The following is a 22,002-nucleotide window of genomic DNA, read 5'->3' as shown; positions in this document are numbered from 1 at the left end:
TTAAGGTATGGCGCCAAACGGATCAACCGGCCGGCCGCCTGGCCGTAGACCCAAGACGGATGACTATGAACCCGAACTTTCTCGACTTCGAACAGCCGATTGCCGACCTGCAAGCCAAGATCGAAGGCCTGCGCCTGGTAGGCAACGACAATTCGCTGAACATCAGCGATGAAATTGCCCGTCTGCAAGACAAGAGCAATACCCTGACCGAAAGCATCTTCGGCAACCTGACCAGCTGGCAGATCGCTCGCCTGGCACGTCACCCGCGTCGTCCCTATACCCTGGACTACCTGCAGCACATCTTCACCGAATTCGAAGAACTGCACGGCGATCGCCACTTCTCCGACGATGCTGCCATCGTTGGCGGTACCGCACGCCTGGACGGCAAGCCGGTCATGGTCATCGGGCACCAGAAGGGCCGCGAAGTGCGGGAGAAGGTTCGCCGTAACTTCGGCATGCCGCGCCCTGAGGGCTACCGCAAGGCGTGCCGTCTGATGGAAATGGCCGAGCGTTTCCGCATGCCGATTCTGACCTTCATCGACACGCCGGGTGCCTATCCAGGCATCGACGCCGAAGAGCGTAACCAGAGCGAGGCCATCGCCTGGAACCTGCGCGTGATGGCGCGCCTGAAGACGCCAATCATCGCTACGGTGATCGGTGAAGGCGGGTCGGGCGGCGCGCTGGCCATCGGCGTGTGCGACCAGCTGAACATGCTGCAGTACTCCACCTACTCGGTCATCTCGCCCGAAGGCTGCGCTTCGATCCTGTGGAAGACGGCCGACAAGGCTGCCGATGCCGCCGAGGCCATGGGCATCACGGCTGAGCGCCTCAAGAGCCTGGACATCGTCGACAAGGTTATCCCGGAGCCACTGGGTGGCGCTCACCGTGATCCTGCCGCCATGTCCGAAAGCATCCGCGCCGAGCTGGTGCAGCAGCTGGACATGCTCAGCGGGTTGGACCACGACGCACTGCTGGCTCGCCGTTACGATCGTCTGATGAGCTACGGCGTCTGATCGCCTTCGGGGCCGTCTGTCGGCCCCTCGGGTGAGCCTGGAGCCCAGGCTCACCCGCATCCGTCACTCAGGTTGATGGAAGCCTTGATGATTGATCCCGCCCCCTGGCTTTGCGCCCGCACCTGGTACGTCGCCCTCTCTGGCGGCCTGGACTCCACCGTTCTGCTGCACTGGCTCGCCGCCTACGCCCGCAGCCATCGTGCACCGCCGCTGCGCGCGATTCACATCCAGCATGGCCTGCAACCGGTCGCGCAGGCGTGGCCTGCCCATTGCCAACGCGTCTGCGATGACCTGGGCATCGAGCTGCAGGTCATCGAGGTCGACGTCGCCCCGGGCCCTAGCCTGGAGCAGGCTGCCCGCCATGCCCGTTACGCCGCCTTCGAGCGGGTATTGGCGGCAGATGACATGCTGTTCACTGGCCAGCACCGCGACGACCAGGCTGAAACGCTGCTGTTTCGCCTGCTGCGGGGCGCGGGGTTGCGCGGCCTGGCGGCGATGCCGAGGGAGCGGGCGCTGGGGCAGGGCAGGCTGGTCAGGCCTTTGCTCGGTTGCTCCCGGCGAGAGTTGCAACACTATGCACAGGCGCACGCGTTGGGCTGGGTCGAGGACCCTTCGAATGCCGACACTCGGTTTGCCCGCAACTATCTGCGCAGGGAGGTTCTGCCGTCCCTTCGGCAGCGCTGGCCGCACGCCGGGCAGAGCCTGGCCCGTGCCGCCGACCACCTGGGCGAAGCCCTGAGCCTGCTGGACGAGCTGGCCGAGAGCGACCTGGCGCCGGTACGCCAAAATGCCCCTGCTGTTTGGCCTGGGCTCGATTCGCTGGACCTAGCCGGCCTGCTTGCGCTTTCACCTGCACGCCAACGCAATGCGTTGCAGTATTGGCTCAGCCACCGAACCCGCTTGCCCGACACGCGCCACTGGGCCGGCTGGGCGGACCTGCGCGACGCCGCTGGCGATGCCTGCCCCGTGTGGCAACTGAGCGATGGCCAACTGGTGCGCAGCCAAGGGCGCATCTGGTGGCTGAGCGGCGACTGGTTGCAAACGCCGCGTCAGGCCATGGCTTGGGAAAACGCCGATGAGCCGTTGGCCTTGCCGGGCAACGGCAGTGTGCGACTTGTTGGCGCAGGCTCGCTGACGGGCCTGCGTATCGGCTACCGTCAGGGCGGGGAGTGGCTGGACATCCCAGGACGCGGGCGGCGTGATCTCAAGCGCCTGCTCAATGAGCTGCAAGTGCCGCATTTTCTGCGCATGCGCCTGCCTCTGCTTTTCCAAGGTGAGCGGCTGCTGGCGGTGGCCAACCTGCCCAGTTTGGCTCAGGGGGATTACCGGCTGCATTGGCAGTTGCCGACGCGCGCGCAAGGTTTGAGCTAGTGGGTACATTCGGGTAGACTACCCTCCCTTCTTGATACAGCTTCTGTGGGTTCCGCGAAAACACAGGAGTTGCCGATTACCAAGCAGTTTTTTGCTGGGCTGATTCTTAGAAATGACGAGCGAGCGCCCTGCCAGGGTTACCCCTGGTCTGTACACACGCGGCAGTTTTTCGAGATGCACTGTGATTGACGCAGGTGATCGGGGGGCGTTTGCCCTCCTTCGCTATCTCCGGCGGCGCTGGCCGCTTTAACGCAGACTTCTAGGGTTTTTCATGACGCGCTACATATTCGTCACGGGCGGTGTTGTTTCTTCATTGGGGAAAGGCATTGCCTCGGCTTCCCTGGCGGCCATCCTGGAGGCGCGGGGCCTGAAGGTCACCATGCTCAAGCTGGATCCGTACATCAACGTCGACCCAGGCACCATGAGCCCGTTCCAGCACGGTGAAGTATTCGTCACCCAGGATGGCGCCGAGACCGACCTGGACCTGGGCCACTACGAGCGGTTCATCCGCACCACCATGACCCAGAACAACAACTTCACCACCGGCCGCGTCTACGAGCACGTGCTGCGCAAGGAACGCCGTGGTGACTACCTGGGCGCGACCATCCAGGTCATCCCGCACATCACCGATGAAATCAAGCGCCGCATCATCAAGGGTGCAGGCGATGCCGACGTGGCCCTGGTCGAGATCGGCGGCACCGTGGGCGACATCGAGTCCCAGCCGTTCCTCGAAGCCATTCGCCAACTGCGCGTGGAAGTGGGTTCCAAACGCGCGATGCTGATGCACCTGACGCTGGTGCCTTACATCGCCACCGCCGGTGAAACCAAGACCAAGCCGACCCAGCACTCGGTCAAGGAGCTGCGCTCCATCGGCCTGCAGCCTGACGTGCTGATCTGCCGCTCCGACCACCCTGTCGATGCATCGTCGCGCCGCAAGATCGCGTTGTTCACCAACGTTGAAGAGCGCGCGGTGATTTCGCTGGAAGACGTCGACACCATCTACAAGATTCCAGGTGTCTTGCACGCCCAGGGTCTGGACGACTTCGTCGTCGAGCGTTTCGGCCTGCAGTGCAGCAGTGCCGACCTGTCCGAGTGGGACAAGGTGGTCGACGCCAAGCTCAACCCGGAGCATGAAGTCACCATCGCCATGGTCGGCAAGTACATGGAGCTGCTCGATGCGTACAAGTCGCTGATCGAAGCGATGAGCCACGCGGGCATCACCAACCGCACCAAGGTCAACCTGCGCTACATCGATTCCGAAGACATCGAGAACCAGGGCACCAGCCTGCTCCAGGGCGCCGATGCCATCCTGGTACCCGGTGGTTTCGGCCTGCGCGGTGTCGAAGGCAAGATCACGGCGGTGCAATACGCCCGTGAGAACAAGGTGCCGTACCTGGGTATCTGCCTGGGCATGCAAGTGGCGGTCATCGAGTTCGCCCGTAACGTGATGGGCTGGAGCGACGCCAACTCCACCGAGTTCGATCGCGACAGCGGCCACCCGGTCGTCGGTCTGATCACCGAGTGGGCCGATGCCACCGGCGCGGTCGAAACCCGTAGCGAGGCGTCGGACCTGGGCGGCACCATGCGCCTGGGCGCCCAGGACTGCCAGCTGGCTGCCGGTTCCAATGTGCATGCGTGCTATGGCAAGGACATCATCACCGAGCGTCACCGTCACCGCTACGAAGTGAACAACAACCTGCTGCCGCAGCTGGTGGACGCAGGCCTGGTGGTTTCCGGTCGTTCCGAAGACGGTGCCCTGGTCGAGGTGGTGGAGTCCAAGGACCACCCGTGGTTCGTCGCCTGCCAGTTCCACCCGGAGTTCACCTCCACCCCACGCGATGGCCACCCGCTGTTCAGTGGCTTCGTCAAGGCGGCGCTCGCCCAGAAGAACAAGGCCTGACCCATGCCCCAGAAGATCATCCGCGTCGGTCACATCGATATCGCCAACGACAAGCCATTCGTCCTGTTCGGTGGCATGAACGTTCTGGAGTCCCGCGACCTGGCCATGAAGGTGTGCGAAGAATACGTGCGGGTTACCGAAAAGCTCGGTATCCCGTATGTGTTCAAGGCCAGCTTCGATAAGGCCAACCGGTCCTCGGTCACTTCCTACCGCGGCCCTGGCCTGGAAGAGGGCCTGAAGATCTTCGAGGAGATCAAGCGCACCTTCAACGTGCCGGTGATCACCGATGTGCACGAGCCTTACCAGGCCGAGCCGGTGGCCAAGGTCTGCGACATCATCCAGTTGCCGGCTTTCCTGTCGCGCCAGACCGACCTGGTGGTGGCGATGGCCAAGACTGGCGCGGTGATCAATATCAAGAAGGCTCAGTTCCTCGCACCCCAGGAGATGAAACATATCCTGACCAAGTGCGAGGAAGCCGGTAATGACCAATTGATCCTGTGCGAGCGTGGTTCGAGCTTCGGTTACAACAACCTGGTCGTGGACATGCTCGGCTTCGGTGTCATGAAGCAGTTCGAGTACCCGGTGTTCTTCGACGTGACCCATGCCCTGCAGATGCCGGGTGGTCGTGCCGACTCCGCAGGCGGGCGCCGCGCTCAGGTGACCGACCTGGCCAAGGCCGGCATGAGCCAGGGGCTGGCAGGGTTGTTCCTCGAAGCTCACCCCGATCCGGACAACGCCAAGTGCGACGGCCCGTGTGCCTTGCGCCTGGACAAGCTGGAGCCGTTCCTGGCTCAGCTCAAGCAACTGGATGACCTGGTGAAAAGTTTTCCGACGGTAGAAACCGCGTAAAGCACTTTTCTCGGGTAAAGTACCGTCCGATTCACCCCTGACCACTCGGTCAGGGGCTCCCTTCGCCGGGCCTGCCTCTGCATCCTCGTCCGGTGAACGGCAAGAATTTTCTAAGCTGCGTTGTTTTCGTCAATTCTGGAGTGCTTACAACAATGGCAAAAATCGTCGACATCAAAGGTCGTGAAGTTCTCGATTCACGTGGCAACCCCACCGTGGAAGCCGATGTACTGCTCGACAACGGCATCATCGGCAGCGCCTGCGCGCCGTCCGGTGCTTCCACCGGCTCGCGCGAAGCGCTGGAGCTGCGTGATGGCGACAAGAGCCGTTACTTGGGCAAGGGTGTGCTGAAGGCTGTCGCCAACATCAATGGCCCAATCCGCGACCTGCTGCTGGGCAAGGACCCTTCCGACCAGAAGGCCCTGGACCACGCCATGATCGAGCTGGACGGTACCGAGAACAAGGCCAAGCTGGGCGCCAACGCCATCCTGGCCGTGTCCCTGGCGGCTGCCAAAGCGGCAGCCCAGGATCAGGACCTGCCCCTGTACGCCCACATTGCCAACCTAAACGGCACTCCAGGCCAGTACTCGATGCCGGTACCGATGATGAACATCATCAACGGTGGCGAGCATGCCGACAACAACGTCGATATCCAGGAGTTCATGGTTCAGCCAGTGGGCGCCAAGACCTTCTCCGACGGCCTGCGCATGGGGACCGAGATCTTCCATCACCTCAAGGCCGTGCTCAAGGCCCGTGGCCTGAACACTGCCGTCGGTGACGAAGGCGGTTTCGCCCCTAACCTGGCCTCCAACGAAGACGCCCTTGGCGCCATCGCCGAAGCCGTCGAGAAAGCCGGCTACAAACTGGGCACCGACGTGACCCTGGCCCTGGACTGCGCCGCCTCTGAGTTTTATGAGAACGGCAAGTACAACCTGTCCGGCGAAGGCAAGTCGTTCGACGCCGAAGGCTTTGCCGACTACCTCAAAGGCCTGACCGAGCGCTTCCCGATCATTTCGATCGAAGATGGCCTGGACGAGTCCGATTGGGCTGGCTGGAAGATCCTCACTGACAAGATCGGCGAGAAGGTGCAACTGGTCGGTGACGACCTGTTCGTGACCAATACCAAGATCCTCAAGGAAGGCATCGAGAAGGGCATCGGTAACTCGATTCTGATCAAGTTCAACCAGATCGGCTCGCTGACCGAGACCCTGGAAGCCATCCAGATGGCCAAGGCTGCCGGTTACACCGCCGTGATCTCCCACCGCTCGGGTGAAACCGAAGACTCCACCATCGCCGACCTGGCTGTGGGTACTGCGGCCGGTCAGATCAAGACGGGTTCGCTGTGCCGCTCCGACCGCGTGTCGAAGTACAACCAATTGCTGCGCATCGAAGAGCAACTGGGTGCCAAGGCGGTTTACCGTGGCCGTACCGAGTTTCGCGGCTAAGCAAGAGATGGTAAAAAGACAGCAGCCGGAGCTGTAGGAACGTTCGTACCGTAACTTCCTACGTTCCATCGGGTTTCTGTTTGAGAAGCCTGGCCTCGGCCAGGCTTCGTGCTATCTGAGATCCTGAACCAACAGGGTCTTTCAACCTGGATATCTTGATGCGCAGTCCTTATTGGTTGTTCCTGGTCCTGCTTCTGCTGCTGGGCGGCCTGCAATACCGTTTGTGGGTAGGCAATGGCAGCCTGGCGCAGGTGGCCGAGCTCAAGCAGCAGATTGACGAGCAGCATGCCGAGAACGAGCGGCTGCTGGAGCGTAACCGTGTGCTCGACGCCGAAGTACTGGAGTTGAAAAAAGGCATGGAAACCGTCGAAGAACGTGCCCGCCACGAGCTTGGCATGGTCAAGGAAGGCGAAACCCTCTTTCAGTTGCCACAGAAATGAGTGAGCGTTTGCCGGCCTTCTGGGCCGTGATCCCTGCGGCGGGAGTGGGCGCCCGCATGGCTGCCGATCGCCCCAAGCAATACCTGGCGTTGGCGGGGCAGACCATCATCGAGCACAGCCTGGCGTGTTTTCTCGATCACCCCGCACTCAAGGGGGTCGTGGTCAGCATCGCTGAACATGACCCTTACTGGCCCGGCCTTGGGTGCGCCAGCGACCCGCGCATCCGCCGGGCTGCCGGGGGGCGCGAGCGTGCTGACTCGGTACTCAATGCCTTGCTGCTGTTGCACGCTCAGGGCGCGCAAGATGATGACTGGGTGTTGGTGCACGATGCGGCGCGGCCCAACCTGGCACGCAGTGACCTGGACAAGCTGCTGGCCGAATTGGCAGATGATCCGGTGGGCGGCCTGTTGGCGGTACCTGCTCGCGATACGCTCAAAAAATCCGACGGCCATGGGCGCGTCAGCGCCACGGTTGACCGCAGCACCATCTGGCAAGCCTATACGCCGCAGATGTTCCGTTTAGGGGCGCTGCATCGGGCGCTGGCCGAGTGCCTGGTGTCGGATGTGGTGGTGACCGATGAGGCGTCGGCCATCGAATGGTCCGGTCAGTCGCCACGGCTGATCGAAGGCCGCAGTGACAACCTCAAGGTTACGCGCCCCGAAGACCTGGAGTGGCTGCGCCAACGCTGGAATGGGCGGTGTTGACAGGGCCCCGTTCAACTCCCCGGTGATTGAGTCAGGCTCCCACCACCCGCCATTCTGACTGAGCGCCGGTCATGCCCGGTACTCAGGCAGACCTGCCAAGCCCTCTTTCAGATAGTCCACCAGGCGCCGCACTTTTGGCGACAAATGCCGCTGTTGCGGGTACAAGGCCCATACCGCCGTATTGGGCGGTTGGTGGGCTTGCAGCAGCGGGACCAATGCGCCGCTGTGCAGGTGTTCGAGCACGTAATAATCCGGCAGTTGGCACAAACCGATGCCCTGGAGCGCCGCATCCAGCACCGCCTGGCCGCTGTTGCACCGCCAGTTGCCCTGAACGCGCTGGCTGATTTCACGCCCCTCCATTTGCAACGCCCATACATCCGAGCTGCCTATCAGGCAGTTGTGCCTGGCCAGTTCCGACAGGCTGTGCGGCCTGCCATAGCGCGCCAGGTAGCCCGGCGAGGCGCACACGTACATGCGCCGGGGCGCAAGGCGCGTCGCGATCAGGCGCGAGTCGGCCAGGCGACCGAGGCGGATGGCCAGGTCCATGCCTTCGTGCAGCAGGTCCAGGGTCTGGTTGCTCAGTTCGACGTCCACCCTCAACTGCGGGTACAACGCCATGAAACGGGTCACCAGCGGCACGATGAAGCGCTCGCCGTAGGCCACGGCGCACGTCATGCGCAGCAGCCCCTTGGGCTCGCTGGCCAGGTCGCCCATTGCCCGCAGCGCTTCCTCACGCCCATCCTGCAGGCGCTGGCAGTGTTGCAGGAACGTCTGTCCGGCCTCGCTGAGCGTAACCCTTCGCGTGCTGCGGTACAGCAAACGCGTCTGCACGCGTTCTTCCAGGCGCGCTATCTGCCGGCTCACATGGGACGAGGATACGCCCAGCCGTTCAGCCGCCGCCGTGAACTGCCCCAACTCGGCCACCGCCACGAACTCATCGATGCCCTCCCAGCGGTTGCTCATGATTATCCCTGCACAGCAATAATGTTTTGTCTTTCACCCGATTATTCAGCAATTGCGGGTGAATTACACTGTCTGCCGATTTCATTGACCTGTCTGGAGCCCCTGCGATGATCAAGTCCCGCGCTGCCGTAGCATTCGAAGCCAAGAAACCCTTGGAAATCGTTGAAGTCGATGTGGCCATGCCCAAGGCTGGCGAGGTATTGCTGCGCGTGGTCGCCAGCGGCGTGTGCCACACCGATGCCTATACCTTGTCCGGTGCTGACCCCGAAGGCATCTTCCCGTCCATCCTGGGCCACGAAGGCGGTGCCATCGTCGAAGCCGTGGGCGAGGGCGTGACCTCGGTGGCGGTGGGTGATCATGTGATTCCGCTGTACACGCCCGAGTGTGGCAAGTGCAAATTCTGCCTGTCTGGCAAGACCAACCTGTGCCAGGCCATCCGTGCCACCCAGGGCAAGGGCCTGATGCCCGACGGCACCACGCGCTTCTCCTACAAGGGTCAGCAGCTGTTCCACTACATGGGCACCTCGACGTTCTCCGAATACACCGTATTGCCGGAAATCTCGGTGGCCAAGATCCAGAAAGAAGCGCCGCTGGAGAAGGTCTGCCTGCTGGGTTGCGGCGTGACCACGGGTATTGGCGCCGTGCTGAACACCGCCAAGGTGCAGCCGGGTGATACCGTCGCCGTCTTCGGCCTGGGCGGCATCGGCCTGTCGGCCATCATTGGTGCAGTCAAGGCCAAGGCTTCGCGCATCATCGCCATCGACATCAACCCGGCCAAGTTCGAAATCGCTCGCCAGCTGGGCGCTACCGATTGCATCAACCCCAAGGAGTACGATCGCCCCATCCAGGAAGTGATCGTCGACCTTACCGACGGCGGCGTGGACTTCTCCTTCGAGTGCATCGGCAACGTGCAACTGATGCGTGCGGCCCTGGAGTGCTGCCACAAGGGCTGGGGCGAGTCGGTCATCATCGGTGTCGCTGGCGCTGGTCAGGAAATCGCCACCCGGCCATTCCAACTGGTCACCGGACGCGTCTGGCGCGGTTCGGCGTTCGGCGGCGTGCGTGGCCGCAGCGAACTGCCTAGCTACGTGGAAATGTCCGAGAAGGGCGAGATTCCGCTGGATACCTTCATCACCCACACCATGGGCCTGGAGGATATCAACAAGGCCTTCGACCTGATGCACGAAGGCAAGAGCATTCGCAGCGTCATCCACTTCTGAGGCTTGCCATGACCCTGGACAATATTTCCTGCCAGAAGAGCTTCGGCGGCTGGCACAAGCGTTACCGCCACACCTCCAAGGTGCTGGGTTGCGACATGGTCTTCGCCGTCTACCTGCCACCCCAGGCCGAGCAGGGCGAAAAGCTGCCGGTCCTGTACTGGCTCAGCGGGTTGACCTGCAACGACGAGAACTTCATGCAGAAAGCCGGCGCCCAGCGCCTGGCCGCAGAGCTGGGGCTGATCATCGTGGCGCCCGATACCAGCCCTCGCGGCGAGCAGGTACCCGGTGATCCCGACGGTGCCTGGGACTTTGGCCTGGGTGCTGGCTTCTACCTAAATGCCACGCAGCAACCCTGGGCTCAGCACTACCGCATGCACGATTACGTGGTGCAGGAGCTGCCAGCCCTGATCGAGGCGCATTTCCCGGCCTCCGGCGAGCGCAGCATCAGTGGGCATTCCATGGGCGGGCACGGCGCCCTGGTCTGCGCATTGCGCAACCCAGGCCGCTATCGCTCGGTGTCGGCGTTTTCGCCGATCTGCAACCCGATGGATTGCCCTTGGGGCGAAAAGGCCTTCAGCCGCTACCTGGGTGAAGAGCGCACGCGCTGGCGTGAGTGGGATGCCAGCGTGTTGCTGGCCGAAACCCCGTCGGGGCAGTGCCCTGCGTTGCTGGTGGACCAGGGCGATCGCGACGACTTCCTCGAAAAGCAGCTCAAGCCCGAAGCCCTGGAGCAGGCGGCGCGCAAAGGCGGTCATGAGCTGACCCTGCGTCTGCAACCGGGCTACGATCACAGCTACTACTTCATCGCCAGCTTCATCGAGGAACACCTGCGCCATCACGCGGTGGCTTTGGGCCGGGTGTAGCCGCAGGGCAGCCAGCCGGCGACGTTGGCCGGCTCTGCACCTTGGCGTTGCAAATGCAGGTAGAATCACGCCCTGACTCATTCAGGGCGTTTTCTTATGCGTATTGGCCACGGCTACGATGTGCACCGGTTTTGCGACGGTGATTTCATTACCCTGGGCGGGGTGCGTATCCCCCACAAGTACGGCCTGCTGGCCCATTCCGATGGTGACGTGCTGCTGCATGCCCTGAGCGACGCATTGCTCGGCGCCGCCGCGCTGGGTGATATCGGCAAGCACTTCCCCGACACCGACCCGCAGTTCAAGGGCGCCGACAGCCGCGTGCTGCTGCGTCATGTGCTGGATGTCGTTCGGGCCAAGGGCTGGCAAGTCGGCAACGTCGACGCCACCATCATTGCCCAGGCGCCGAAGATGGCACCCCACATCGAGGTCATGCGCCAGCGCATCGCCGACGACCTCAAAGTGGGCCTGGACCAGGTCAACGTCAAGGCCACCACCACCGAAAAGCTCGGCTTCGCCGGGCGCGAGGAGGGGATCGCCGTGCATGCGGTTGCCCTGTTGCTGCCAGCATGACCGAATTGGATCTGCTGGGCCCAAGGGCCTCGGGGCAAGCGCTCGGTACGGCTGTGCTCAAGGCCGTTGCCGAAGATTTTCAGGTCGACGAAGTGCTTGATATCCCGCTGTCTGGCCAGGGCGAGCACCTGTGGCTATGGGTGGAAAAGCGTGAGCTCAATACCGAGGAAGCGGCCCGCCGGCTTGCAAGGGCCGCGGGGGTGCCTGCGCGCGCGATCAGCTACGCCGGGCTCAAGGACCGCCAGGCCTTGACCCGCCAGTGGTTCAGCCTGCATTTGCCGGGCAAGGCCGACCCCGACCTGTCGCGGGCCGAGGATGCCAATCTGCGCGTCCTCAAGCAGATGCGCCACCAGCGCAAGTTGCAGCGCGGCGCGCATTCGTCCAATGGCTTCACGCTGCGCCTGACCCAGCTGGCAGCCGATCATCAGGCAGTCGACGCGCGCCTGGCCCAGCTCAAAGCCAACGGCGTGCCCAATTACTTCGGTACCCAGCGCTTCGGGCATGCCGGCGGCAATGTGCATGACGCCCTGGCCTGGGCCGAGCGCCAGGCCTTGCCTGAGCAACGTAACGTTCGCTCGCGCCTGCTTTCAGCCGGTCGCAGCTACCTGTTCAACCAGGTCCTGGCCGCACGGGTAGCCGATGGCAGCTGGGCCAGTGCGCAAGTGGGCGATCTGCTGGCATTCACCGACAGCCGCAGCTTTTTTCCGGCTGCTGAAGCTGAATGCGCTGATCCTCGCCTAGCCGTTCTCGACCTGCACCCTACAGGCCCCCTGTGGGGCGAGGGCGATTCGCCAGCCAGCGGTCGAACCCGGGCATTGGAAAATTCGGTCGGTGCTGCCCAGCCCGCGCTGTGCCAGTGGTTGGCAAAGGCGGGCATGGATCACGAACGGCGTATTCTGCGGCTCCCTATTGCTGGCCTTACGTGGCATTATCCCGAGCCTGATATCCTGCAACTGGAATTCGTCCTTCCGGCCGGATGCTTCGCCACCGTCGTGGTGCGCGAGGTGGTGGATCTGGTGTCGGCAGGGCAGACGGACAGCCCATGCGTATTCTGATTTCGAACGACGACGGTGTGACCGCACCAGGCATCGCCGCGCTGCACGCTGCGCTTGCCGATTACGCGCAGTGCGCGGTCATTGCACCTGACCAAGACAAGAGCGGCGCCGGCAGCTCGCTGACGTTGGACCGGCCGCTGCATCCGCAGACGCTGGCCAACGGCTTCATCAGCCTCAATGGCACGCCGACCGACTGCGTGCACCTGGGGCTCAACGGGCTGTTGCCGTATACGCCAGACATGGTCGTGTCGGGCATCAACCTGGGGGCCAACCTGGGCGATGACGTGCTGTACTCGGGCACCGTGGCCGCTGCGCTGGAGGGTCGTTTCCTGGGCGGTACGTCGCTGGCGTTCTCACTGCTTTCGCGCCAGCCGGACAACCTTCCGGCCGCGGCTCATATTGCCCGTCGTCTGGTCGAGGCACAGTCGCGCCTGACGCTGCCGCCGCGCACCGTGCTCAATGTCAACATACCCAACCTGCCGCTTGAGCGCATTCGTGGCATCCAGCTGACGCGACTCGGCCATCGGGCGCGGGCCGCGGCACCCACCAAAGTAGTCAACCCGCGTGGTAAGGAAGGTTACTGGATCGCAGTCGCCGGCGATGCAGAGGACGGCGGCCCGGGCACTGACTTCCATGCCGTGATGCAAGGCTACGTTTCCATCACCCCGTTGCAGCTCGACCGCACCTTCAACGACGCTTTCGAGCAGCTCGATGGCTGGCTGGAGGGCTTGCTTTGATGCGTGAGGACGATATGTTGCGTCGGGGCATCGGCATGACGTCCCAGCGCACCCGCGAGCGCCTGATCCAGCGGCTGTGCGAGGAGGGCGTGTCCAGCCCCCAGGTGCTCGATGTGATTCGCCGCACGCCACGCCATCTGTTCGTGGACGAGGCACTGGCCCATCGCGCCTATGAAGATACCGCGCTGCCCATCGGCCACAACCAGACCATCTCGCAACCGTTCATGGTGGCGCACATGAGCGAATTGCTGCTCGAGGCGGGTCCGCTGGATAAAGTCCTGGAGATCGGCACCGGTTCTGGCTACCAGACCGCCGTGCTGGCGCAACTGGTCGAGCGGGTGTTCTCGGTCGAGCGCATCAAGGTCTTGCAGGACCGCGCCAAGGAACGCCTGGTGGAGCTGAACCTGCGCAACGTGGTGTTTCGTTGGGGCGATGGGTGTGAGGGGTGGCCGGCACTGGCCCCCTACAATGGCATCATCGTGACCGCCGTTGCTTCGGAAGTGCCCCAGGCGCTGCTCGACCAACTGGCGCCGGGCGGGCGGATGGTGATTCCAGTGGGTTCACCCGGTGAAGTGCAGCAGCTGATGCTCATCGTCCGAGAAGAGCATGGGTTTTCACGCCGTGTGCTTGGGGCGGTACGCTTCGTGCCTCTGCTCAATGGACCGGTAACCTGATTCATCGGGGCATCGACGGGCTATTTTTGCACCTGCGTCGAATTCTTGCAGGATCGACCTGTCTATCTGGCGGTGCACGCACGTTGCGCAAGTGTGTTGCAGCCGCCTGCCAAGACTGGCGAGCTTCGTTATAATTGCAACAATATTGCATTCATGTCTTGAAACGTTTTCGGCACCATGAGGGGAGCGCGGGTGGGTCACACAGTCTTTCGGCAGCGCAAGGACAGCTCGGGTCTCAGGCTCCTGGTGCTGGTACTGGCCATGGGCACACTGTTGGTGGGGTGCTCGAGCTCCGGCAGCAACAGTGCGCGTGTCGTCGACCGCAACAGCAGCGCGCCCAAACGGCCTACCGTGACCTCCGGTCAGTATGTGGTCAAGCCAGGCGATACGCTGTTCTCCATCGCGTTTCGCTATGGCTGGGACTACAAGGAGTTGGCGGCCCGCAACGGTATCGCCCCGCCGTATACCATTCGCCCTGGCCAGCCGATTCGCTTCAGTAGCGGGGCCTCGGGCAGCACCACCGTAGTGGCCAGCCCGTCCTCGTCCAGCCGAACCACGGTCACCCGCCGTCCTGTAGGTGCCACGGCCTCTACTCCTGCCACGACCACCAAGACCGTCACCACATCCAGCTCGGCGAGCACGCCGGTAGTCGCTACCGTGCCTGCCGCCGAACGTGCGGCCGGTGGCTGGACCTGGCCGGCGAACGGGGTTTTGATCGGCAAATTTGCTTCAAACGGTAGTTTGAATAAAGGCATTGATATCGCCGGTGATTTGGGACAGCCTGTTTTTGCTGCGGCCAGTGGATCAGTGGTGTACGCCGGGAGTGGTTTGAGGGGCTACGGCGAGCTGATCATCATCAAGCACAGCGATACCTATGTCAGTGCCTACGGCCACAACCGCAGGCTCTTGGTACGGGAGGGGCAGCAGGTCAAGGCAGGGCAGTCGATTGCTGAAATGGGGTCTACAGGCACAGATCGGGTGAAGTTGCATTTCGAAATTCGCCGTCAGGGCAAACCCGTCGATCCGCTCCAGTTCCTGCCACGCCGTTGATTGTTGTTTCCGGTCTGTTCCGCTGACATGGAGGGGACAGGCTCCAGCGCTGCCAAGGAGAAAGGCGCCGCTTGAGTCTGAGTTCGAACTCAGCAAAGGACTATAACAATGGCTCTCAGCAAAGAAGCGCCGGAGTTTGACATCGACGATGACGTCCTCCTCATGGAGACGGGCATCGTTTTGGAAACGGATGTGGTGTCAGACGAACCTGCTGTACCTTCGGTTCGGACCAGGGCCAAATCAGGCTCTTCACTTAAACAACACAAGTACATCGATTACAGCCGCGCCCTCGATGCGACTCAGTTGTACCTCAACGAGATTGGCTTTTCGCCTCTGCTTTCGCCGGAAGAAGAAGTGCATTTTGCGCGCTTGTCGCAAAAGGGCGACCCTGCCGGCCGCAAGCGCATGATCGAAAGCAATCTGCGCCTAGTGGTGAAAATCGCTCGCCGCTACGTGAACCGGGGGTTGTCATTGCTCGATCTGATCGAGGAGGGCAACCTTGGGCTGATTCGCGCGGTGGAGAAGTTCGATCCTGAGCGGGGCTTCCGTTTCTCGACCTATGCCACCTGGTGGATTCGGCAGACCATCGAGCGGGCGATCATGAACCAGACCCGCACCATTCGCCTCCCCATTCATGTGGTCAAGGAACTCAACGTTTACTTGCGCGCGGCGCGCGAACTGACCCAGAAGCTGGATCACGAGCCTTCGCCCGAAGAGATCGCCGCCTTGCTGGAGAAGCCGGTTGCCGAGGTCAAGCGCATGCTGGGTCTCAACGAGCGGGTGTCCTCCGTGGACGTGTCTCTGGGTCCTGACTCGGACAAGACGCTGCTTGACACCCTGACGGATGATCGCCCCACTGACCCGTTCGAGTTGCTGCAGGACGATGACCTGTCGCAGAGCATCGATCAGTGGCTCGGTGAACTGACCGACAAGCAACGTGAAGTGGTGGTGCGCCGGTTCGGCTTGCGTGGACACGAAAGCAGTACGTTGGAGGACGTCGGTCTGGAAATCGGCCTGACCCGCGAGCGGGTGCGGCAGATACAGGTCGAGGGGCTCAAGCGCCTGCGTGAGATTCTGGAAAAGAACGGCTTATCCAGCGAGTCGCTTTTTCGTTAGTCCCTGGTCTGACGCTGCGTACAGAAACGCCCCGATAAAAAGGGGCGTTTTTGCGTTTGGGGTTTGGGGAGCCGTGCTGTCGATCCGTTCTCTGCGGTGAGCGGTGCTCGGCCCGGTTTGCAGATTCACAGGCGTACTCAGCGATGTGCTCACCCTGACAGTTCGGCCTGTAAGCCTTTGCTTACTCGTTGCGTAAGCCTTTGAAGGGTGTGGCGGTAAATCATTGTCGTTTTCAAAAGCAACCTTTTCTTAAGTCATTGAAAAAGCTGAAGTATTTAGATGTGTGAAAGTTTGTAGGTCGCAACATTCTGTGAGGAGGACGCGTTGCACATCCTGCTCAGATCGCTAGTATTCGAACTGTGCACACGGACACGCACAGGCACTCAGGAAGAGCGCCAAGGACATCGCAAGAAGCGATTTCATCAGGACGATGTACAGGACAAGCAGGGACTACGGAAAAAAATGTGGGCGGGTCAAACCGCCCCTTTTTTTTGCCTTTTTTTCAGGATCTGAGCTTTTCGATTCCAGCGCCAGACTGCATGACGCTTGTGAACAGCTCTGCCAGAACCCGCGTGGCGGCGGCCACGTCTGCATGCAGGTTTTTCGCGCTAAACAAAAAGGCCCTTGCGGGCCTTTTCGTTTTTTCATGCGACGTTAACGCTGCAAGTCGGCAATCTTGCCTGGCTTGCCGTCCCACTCCTCAGCATCAGGAAGGGCATCCTTGCGCTCGGTGATGTTGGGCCAGATTTCAGCCAGTTCGGCGTTCAACTCGATGAAGTTCTCCATGCCCGATGGCACTTCGTCTTCCGAGAAAATGGCTTGTGCCGGGCACTCTGGTTCGCACAGTGCACAGTCGATGCACTCATCCGGGTGGATGACCAGGAAGTTCGGGCCTTCGTAGAAGCAGTCCACCGGACAGACTTCCACGCAGTCGGTGTATTTGCATTTGATGCAGTTGTCGGTGACGACGAAGGTCATTTCTAGTTCTCTCCTCAGGCGACGGCGGCGGCCCTTCCTCTCGGGCCGCGCGGTTTGCGGGTTTTGGCTGCAGGCCAGGCTAATAACCGTGCAGTACCAGCAAACCGCGGCGGATTCTACCAGCTTGTCATGGCTGCCGTTATAACAGGTTCTTTAGTTGATATAGCATTTCGATAGCTTGGCGCGGTGTCATGTCATCAAGCTGCAGCTTGCCCAGTTTCTCGATGGCTGGGTGAGGCAGGCTGGCGAACAGGTCGCTCTGGTGCGGCACTTGTGGTGCATCCTGCGCTTTCGTGACCTGAGTCGAGTCGTGCGGCAGGCTGGTGGTTTCCAGGCGTGACAGGTGCTCACGGGCGCGCTGGATGACCACCGCCGGTACACCTGCCAGTTGCGCAACCGCCAGGCCATAGCTCTGGCTCGCAGGCCCTGGCAGCACGTGGTGCAGGAACACGATACGGTCGTTGTGCTCCGTCGCATTGAGGTGCACGTTAGCCACCAGCTGCTCACTGTCGGGCAACACGGTCAGTTCGAAATAGTGGGTAGCGAACAAGGTGTAGGCCCGCAGGCGCGCCAGGCGTTCGGCTGCTGCCCAGGCCAGCGACAGGCCATCGAAGGTACTGGTGCCGCGGCCAACTTCGTCCATCAGCACCAGGCTGCGGTCGGTTGCGTTGTGCAGGATATTGGCGGTTTCGCTCATTTCCACCATGAAGGTGGAGCGCCCGCCTGCCAGGTCGTCGCTCGAGCCAATGCGGGTGAAGATGCGGTCGACCACCGACAGCTCGCAGCGCGCTGCTGGAACGAAGCTGCCGATGTGCGCCATCAGCACGATCAGTGCGGTCTGGCGCATGTACGTGGACTTACCACCCATGTTCGGCCCGGTGATGATCAGCATCCGGGTACTGTCGTCCAGGCCCAGGTCGTTGGCCACGAACGGCGTGGTGAGCACCTGCTCGACCACCGGGTGACGCCCCTGCTCGATGCGCAGGCACGGCTCGTCGACGAAGCGTGGGCAGTTCAGGTCCAGGTTCAGGGCACGCTCTGCCAGGTTGCTGAGCACGTCCAGTTCGGCCAGGGCGGCGGCACTGTCCTGCAGTGGCGCCAAGTGGCTGATCAGGGTCTCCAGCAGCGCGTCGTAGAGCATCTTTTCCCGGGCCAGGGCGCGGCTCTTGGCCGACAGCGCCTTGTCCTCGAATGCCTTGAGTTCCGGCGTGATGAAACGCTCGGCGCCCTTGAGGGTCTGCCGGCGGATGTAGTCGACCGGGGCCTGCTCGGCCTGCTTGGAAGGCAGCTCGATGAAATAGCCATGCACACGGTTGTAGCCGACCTTGAGGTTGGCAAGGCCGGTGCGCGCCTTCTCACGCGCCTCGAGGTCGATCAGGAACTGCCCGGCGTTTTCGCTGATGGCCAGTAGCTCGTCGAGCTCGCTGTCGTAGCCGGTCTTGAGCACGCCTCCATCACGGATCACGGCAGGCGGGTTGTCGACCACCGCACGCTCCAGCAGGCTGGCCAGCTCCGGGTAGGTGCCGGTGATCGCGGCCAGGCGTGCCAGGTGCGGCGCCTCGAGCTCGGTCATTGCATTCTGCAGCTCGGGCAGGGCGCCCAGTGCGTCTCGCAACCGCGCCAGGTCGCGTGGGCGGGCGTTGCGCAAGCCGATACGGGCCAGGATGCGCTCGATATCGCCGATTTCCTTGAGCTGGGGTTGCAGCTTTTCGAACCGGTAGCTGTCGAGCAGGCAGCGGATCGAATCCTGGCGGGCCTGTATGACCTTGAGGTCGCGCAGCGGACGGTTCAGCCAGCGGCTCAGCAGGCGGCTGGCCATGGCCGTCTGGCAGCGATCGACGACCGATTGCAGGGTATTGTCACGCCCACCTGCCAGGTTGACGTCCAGCTCCAGGTTGCGACGGCTGGCCCCGTCGAGGATGACGGTGTCGTCCAGGCGCTCGTGACGCAGGCTGCGCAAGTGCGGCAGGGCCGTGCGCTGGGTTTCCTTGGCATAGGCCAGCAGGCAGCCGGCGGCGCCGATGGCCAGGGTCAGCTTGTCACAGCCAAAGCCCTTGAGGTCCTTGGTGGCAAATTGTTGGCAGAGCGCTTTGCGCGCCGAGTCGCGGTCAAAGTCCCAGGGCGCTCGGCGACGCGCACCGGGGCGTTTCTCGGCAGGCAGGTCGCGTGGCCAGTCATCCGGGATGAGCAGCTCGACCGGGTTGAGGCGGTCCAGTTCAGCCAGCAGGGTTTCCCAGCCTTTGATCTCCTGGACGCCGAAGTGACCGCTGGTGATGTCGAGCACGGCCAGGCCAAACAGGCGCTCGTCGCCCAGCAGTGCTGCGATCAGGTTGTCACGGCGCTCATCGAGCAGCGCTTCGTCGCTGACGGTACCTGGCGTGATGATGCGCACGACCTGGCGCTCGACCGGCCCCTTGCTGGTGGCCGGGTCGCCGATCTGCTCGCAGATGACCACCGATTCGCCCAGCTTGACCAGCTTGGCCAGGTAACCCTCGAGGGAATGAAACGGCACCCCGCACATGGGAATGGACTGGCCGGCGGACTGACCGCGCGCGGTCAGGGTGATGTCCAGCAGGCTGGCGGCCTTTTTCGCATCTTCATAGAAGATCTCGTAGAAGTCGCCCATGCGATAGAACATCAGCTGGTCCGGATGCTGGTTTTTCAGCTTCCAGTACTGCTGCATCATTGGGGTATGTGCGGAGAGATCGGACATGGTCGGCCTTACAGCGGGTGGTCTGGTTGGCAAGGGTAAACCGGCAATGGTACAGGCTTTTTCGGTGCGATGCAGGCGCCGAACGCCGTGCCTGCCCACCATGGGTGCTGCGTCAGGGGCTTGGAAAACCTGAACGTTTGCCGGGCAAGCTTCTCTATTGGGGTGATAGGGTAGTAGTCAGTCTACAAGGAGCCCTCGCATGGACCCGATTACCACACTCGCCACTCGCCTGGGTGACCACCTTCAACGCCTGGGGGCGCATGTGAGCACCGCCGAATCCTGTACCGGCGGCGGCATTGCCGAGGCCATTACCCGGATTGCCGGCAGCTCGGCCTGGTTCGAAGCCGGCTACGTGACCTATTCCAACCGGCAAAAAACGCGTCAGCTCGGGGTGCCCGAAGCGTTGTTCGGGCAGGTGGGCGCCGTAAGTCAGGAGGTGGTCGAGGCCATGGTCAAGGGCGCGCAGCTGGCCAGCGGCGCCCGCTTTGCCGTGGCGGTCAGCGGAGTGGCCGGCCCCGGCGGCGGTTCGGCCGACAAGCCCGTGGGGACTGTATGGTTGGCCTGGAGCGATGGCCAGCAGGTCGTCAGCGAGCGTCGTCAGTTCGACGGCGACCGCGAGGCCGTGCGGCGCCAGACCGTCATCGCCGCCTTAGAAGGCTTGTTACAGCTTGGCATCGGTTAAATCGAAATCGGGGGTTTGCTCGAACGCTCGCCTGTGGAATAATACTGGCTACTTATACAGTTATCCGGCCATCAGGGCCAAGTCGAACACGTGAGGATTTCAATGGACGACAACAAGAAGCGCGCCTTGGCTGCGGCCCTGGGTCAAATCGAACGTCAATTCGGTAAGGGCGCGGTCATGCGCATGGGCGACCATGAGCGCCAAGCCATCCCTTCCATTTCCACCGGCTCTCTGGGGCTGGACATCGCCCTGGGTATCGGCGGTCTGCCAAAAGGCCGTATCGTCGAAATCTACGGCCCGGAATCGTCAGGTAAAACCACGCTCACGCTCTCGGTCATCGCCGAAGCCCAGAAAAGTGGCGCCACCTGTGCGTTCGTCGATGCCGAGCATGCTCTTGATCCGGAGTACGCTGGCAAACTGGGCGTCAACGTAGACGACCTGCTGGTTTCGCAGCCTGACACGGGTGAGCAGGCGCTGGAAATTACCGACATGTTGGTACGGTCCAACGCGGTCGACGTCATCATCGTCGACTCCGTGGCGGCGCTGGTACCCAAGGCTGAAATCGAAGGCGAAATGGGTGACATGCACGTGGGCTTGCAGGCTCGTCTGATGTCCCAGGCGCTGCGCAAGATCACCGGTAACATCAAGAACGCCAACTGCCTGGTTATCTTCATCAACCAGATCCGTATGAAGATCGGCGTGATGTTCGGTAGCCCGGAAACCACCACCGGCGGCAACGCACTGAAGTTCTATGCCTCGGTTCGCCTGGACATCCGCCGCACCGGTGCAGTCAAGGAAGGCGACGAGGTGGTGGGTAGTGAAACCCGCGTCAAGATCGTCAAGAACAAGGTGGCGCCACCGTTCCGTCAAGCGGAATTCCAGATTCTGTACGGCAAGGGTATCTACCGTAACGGTGAAATCATCGATCTGGGCGTGTCTCAGGGCCTGGTCGAGAAATCGGGCGCCTGGTACAGCTACCAAGGCAACAAGATCGGTCAGGGCAAGGCGAATGCTGCCAAGTACCTGCATGAGAATCCCGCTATCGGTAGCGAAATCGAGAAGCAGATCCGCGACAAGCTGCTCAATGCCGGTGCTGTAGCCGCTGCTGCCAAGGCTGCAGCCGCACAGGCCGATGCGGGTGACGTGGCCGAAGCCGAAGCTGGCTATTGATCACGCGACCGTAGCCGAACATGCCTGCCGTACTCGACACCCCCGTCGCCATTCGGCGGGCAGCCATGGACCTGCTTGCGCGACGTGAGCATGGTCGCGTGGAATTGACCCGCAAGTTACTTCAGCGCGGGGCGTTGCAGACGCTGATCGAGCCTGAGCTCGATCGGCTGAGCGACGAAGGCTTGCTGAGTGAAGCTCGTTATCTGGAAAGCTTCATTCGCTATCGATCCAGTTCAGGTTATGGCCCTGCCCGAATCCGTGAGGAGCTCGGGCAGCGCGGCTTGGCGCGTGGTGATATCGACGCGGCGCTTCGCGAGAGTCAAATCGACTGGGGCGAGCGGCTGTTTGAAGTATGGCAGCGCAAATATGCCGGGCAACGCCCTGAAGACCCCAAGGCGCGTGCGCAGCAAATGCGTTTCCTCGCCTATCGCGGTTTCCCCATGGACATGATTGGCAGGCTGCTTAGTGGTCGAGGCTGGGACGACTGAGCGC

At 62.2% G+C, this 22,002-nt stretch carries 21 protein-coding genes; 18 read left to right on the top strand and 3 right to left on the bottom strand.

Features of this window, described 5'->3' with window-relative positions:
* The first annotated feature begins 65 nt into the window (after nt 1-65).
* From MOP87_RS15625 to ispD, 7 genes are all read left to right on the top strand, one after another.
* The gene (locus MOP87_RS15625; RefSeq protein WP_027913883.1) at nt 66-1,013 is read left to right on the top strand and encodes an acetyl-CoA carboxylase carboxyltransferase subunit alpha; all 948 of its coding nucleotides are present in this window, start codon (nt 66-68) and stop codon (nt 1,011-1,013) included.
* 87 nt (nt 1,014-1,100) lie between these two features.
* On the top strand, nt 1,101-2,384 hold the full coding sequence (gene tilS, locus MOP87_RS15620) for a tRNA lysidine(34) synthetase TilS (protein WP_145280651.1): 1,284 nt from the start codon (nt 1,101-1,103) through the stop codon (nt 2,382-2,384).
* Between the two features lie 271 nt (nt 2,385-2,655).
* On the top strand, nt 2,656-4,284 hold the full coding sequence (locus tag MOP87_RS15615; protein WP_049695534.1) for a CTP synthase: 1,629 nt from the start codon (nt 2,656-2,658) through the stop codon (nt 4,282-4,284).
* A gap of 3 nt (nt 4,285-4,287) precedes the next feature.
* On the top strand, nt 4,288-5,133 hold the full coding sequence (gene kdsA / locus MOP87_RS15610) for a 3-deoxy-8-phosphooctulonate synthase (RefSeq protein ID WP_110607010.1): 846 nt from the start codon (nt 4,288-4,290) through the stop codon (nt 5,131-5,133).
* Nucleotides 5,134-5,285: 152 nt separating this feature from the next.
* Complete coding sequence (gene eno, locus MOP87_RS15605) at nt 5,286-6,575, top strand: phosphopyruvate hydratase (RefSeq protein ID WP_023534096.1); 1,290 nt, start codon at nt 5,286-5,288, stop codon at nt 6,573-6,575.
* A gap of 158 nt (nt 6,576-6,733) precedes the next feature.
* Nucleotides 6,734-7,015 carry a cell division protein FtsB gene (gene ftsB, locus MOP87_RS15600; protein ID WP_023534037.1) on the top strand — a complete coding sequence of 94 codons (282 nt, stop codon included), beginning with the start codon at nt 6,734-6,736 and terminating at the stop codon, nt 7,013-7,015.
* On the top strand, nt 7,012-7,719 hold the full coding sequence (gene ispD, locus MOP87_RS15595; protein WP_110607011.1) for a 2-C-methyl-D-erythritol 4-phosphate cytidylyltransferase: 708 nt from the start codon (nt 7,012-7,014) through the stop codon (nt 7,717-7,719). The genes ftsB and ispD overlap by 4 nt, the downstream gene beginning before the upstream one ends.
* A gap of 69 nt (nt 7,720-7,788) precedes the next feature.
* Here the strand turns inward: ispD and MOP87_RS15590 are convergent, their stop codons facing one another.
* Nucleotides 7,789-8,682: a LysR substrate-binding domain-containing protein gene (locus MOP87_RS15590; protein ID WP_027913889.1), complete on the bottom strand. Its 894-nt coding sequence runs from the start codon at nt 8,680-8,682 to the stop codon at nt 7,789-7,791.
* A 107-nt stretch (nt 8,683-8,789) separates the two neighbouring features.
* On the opposite strand from MOP87_RS15590, the gene MOP87_RS15585 reads away from it, so the two are divergent.
* The 8 genes from MOP87_RS15585 to rpoS all read left to right on the top strand — a co-directional run bounded on the left by MOP87_RS15585 (nt 8,790) and on the right by rpoS (nt 15,967).
* Entirely contained in the window at nt 8,790-9,902 is a 1,113-nt protein-coding gene (locus tag MOP87_RS15585; RefSeq protein ID WP_023534027.1) for an S-(hydroxymethyl)glutathione dehydrogenase/class III alcohol dehydrogenase, read from the top strand.
* Nucleotides 9,903-9,910: 8 nt separating this feature from the next.
* Nucleotides 9,911-10,765 carry an S-formylglutathione hydrolase gene (gene fghA, locus MOP87_RS15580; RefSeq protein ID WP_028686879.1) on the top strand — a complete coding sequence of 285 codons (855 nt, stop codon included), beginning with the start codon at nt 9,911-9,913 and terminating at the stop codon, nt 10,763-10,765.
* 96 nt (nt 10,766-10,861) lie between these two features.
* Complete coding sequence (gene ispF, locus MOP87_RS15575; RefSeq protein ID WP_027913891.1) at nt 10,862-11,335, top strand: 2-C-methyl-D-erythritol 2,4-cyclodiphosphate synthase; 474 nt, start codon at nt 10,862-10,864, stop codon at nt 11,333-11,335.
* Nucleotides 11,332-12,390 (top strand): tRNA pseudouridine(13) synthase TruD, encoded by a 1,059-nt coding sequence (gene truD, locus MOP87_RS15570; RefSeq protein ID WP_027913892.1) that lies wholly within the window; start codon nt 11,332-11,334, stop codon nt 12,388-12,390. Before ispF ends, truD begins: the two co-directional genes overlap by 4 nt.
* On the top strand, nt 12,378-13,127 hold the full coding sequence (surE, locus tag MOP87_RS15565) for a 5'/3'-nucleotidase SurE (RefSeq protein WP_033694933.1): 750 nt from the start codon (nt 12,378-12,380) through the stop codon (nt 13,125-13,127). The genes truD and surE overlap by 13 nt, the downstream gene beginning before the upstream one ends.
* A 35-nt stretch (nt 13,128-13,162) precedes the next feature.
* The gene (locus tag MOP87_RS15560) at nt 13,163-13,801 is read left to right on the top strand and encodes a protein-L-isoaspartate(D-aspartate) O-methyltransferase (protein WP_161780410.1); all 639 of its coding nucleotides are present in this window, start codon (nt 13,163-13,165) and stop codon (nt 13,799-13,801) included.
* Nucleotides 13,802-13,993: 192 nt separating this feature from the next.
* Nucleotides 13,994-14,851, top strand: a complete 858-nt coding sequence (locus MOP87_RS15555) for a peptidoglycan DD-metalloendopeptidase family protein (RefSeq protein WP_027913895.1) — start codon at nt 13,994-13,996, stop codon at nt 14,849-14,851.
* A gap of 108 nt (nt 14,852-14,959) precedes the next feature.
* Nucleotides 14,960-15,967: an RNA polymerase sigma factor RpoS gene (gene rpoS, locus MOP87_RS15550; protein ID WP_023534146.1), complete on the top strand. Its 1,008-nt coding sequence runs from the start codon at nt 14,960-14,962 to the stop codon at nt 15,965-15,967.
* A 654-nt stretch (nt 15,968-16,621) separates the two neighbouring features.
* On the opposite strand, the gene fdxA is transcribed toward rpoS, so the two are convergent.
* Nucleotides 16,622-16,945, bottom strand: coding sequence for a ferredoxin FdxA (gene fdxA, locus MOP87_RS15545; protein WP_023534129.1), 324 nt, complete (start codon nt 16,943-16,945; stop codon nt 16,622-16,624).
* A gap of 139 nt (nt 16,946-17,084) precedes the next feature.
* Entirely contained in the window at nt 17,085-19,658 is a 2,574-nt protein-coding gene (gene mutS, locus MOP87_RS15540) for a DNA mismatch repair protein MutS (protein WP_242809784.1), read from the bottom strand.
* Nucleotides 19,659-19,857: 199 nt separating this feature from the next.
* Here mutS and MOP87_RS15535 point away from each other — a divergent pair, with 199 nt between their 5' ends.
* From MOP87_RS15535 to recX, 3 genes are all read left to right on the top strand, one after another.
* On the top strand, nt 19,858-20,340 hold the full coding sequence (locus MOP87_RS15535; RefSeq protein WP_027913896.1) for a CinA family protein: 483 nt from the start codon (nt 19,858-19,860) through the stop codon (nt 20,338-20,340).
* A gap of 102 nt (nt 20,341-20,442) precedes the next feature.
* Nucleotides 20,443-21,510, top strand: a complete 1,068-nt coding sequence (gene recA, locus MOP87_RS15530; RefSeq protein WP_023534161.1) for a recombinase RecA — start codon at nt 20,443-20,445, stop codon at nt 21,508-21,510.
* Nucleotides 21,511-21,530: 20 nt separating this feature from the next.
* Nucleotides 21,531-21,998, top strand: a complete 468-nt coding sequence (gene recX, locus MOP87_RS15525; RefSeq protein WP_027913897.1) for a recombination regulator RecX — start codon at nt 21,531-21,533, stop codon at nt 21,996-21,998.
* Nucleotides 21,999-22,002 lie beyond the last annotated feature (4 nt).

It is taken from the genome of Pseudomonas sp. I3-I5, assembly GCF_022699445.1.
In the GTDB taxonomy this organism is placed as follows: Bacteria; Pseudomonadota; Gammaproteobacteria; order Pseudomonadales; family Pseudomonadaceae; genus Aquipseudomonas; species Aquipseudomonas fulva.
The sequence above is the reverse complement of the archived record's forward strand: the minus strand, read 5'-3'. Positions and strand labels throughout refer to the sequence as shown.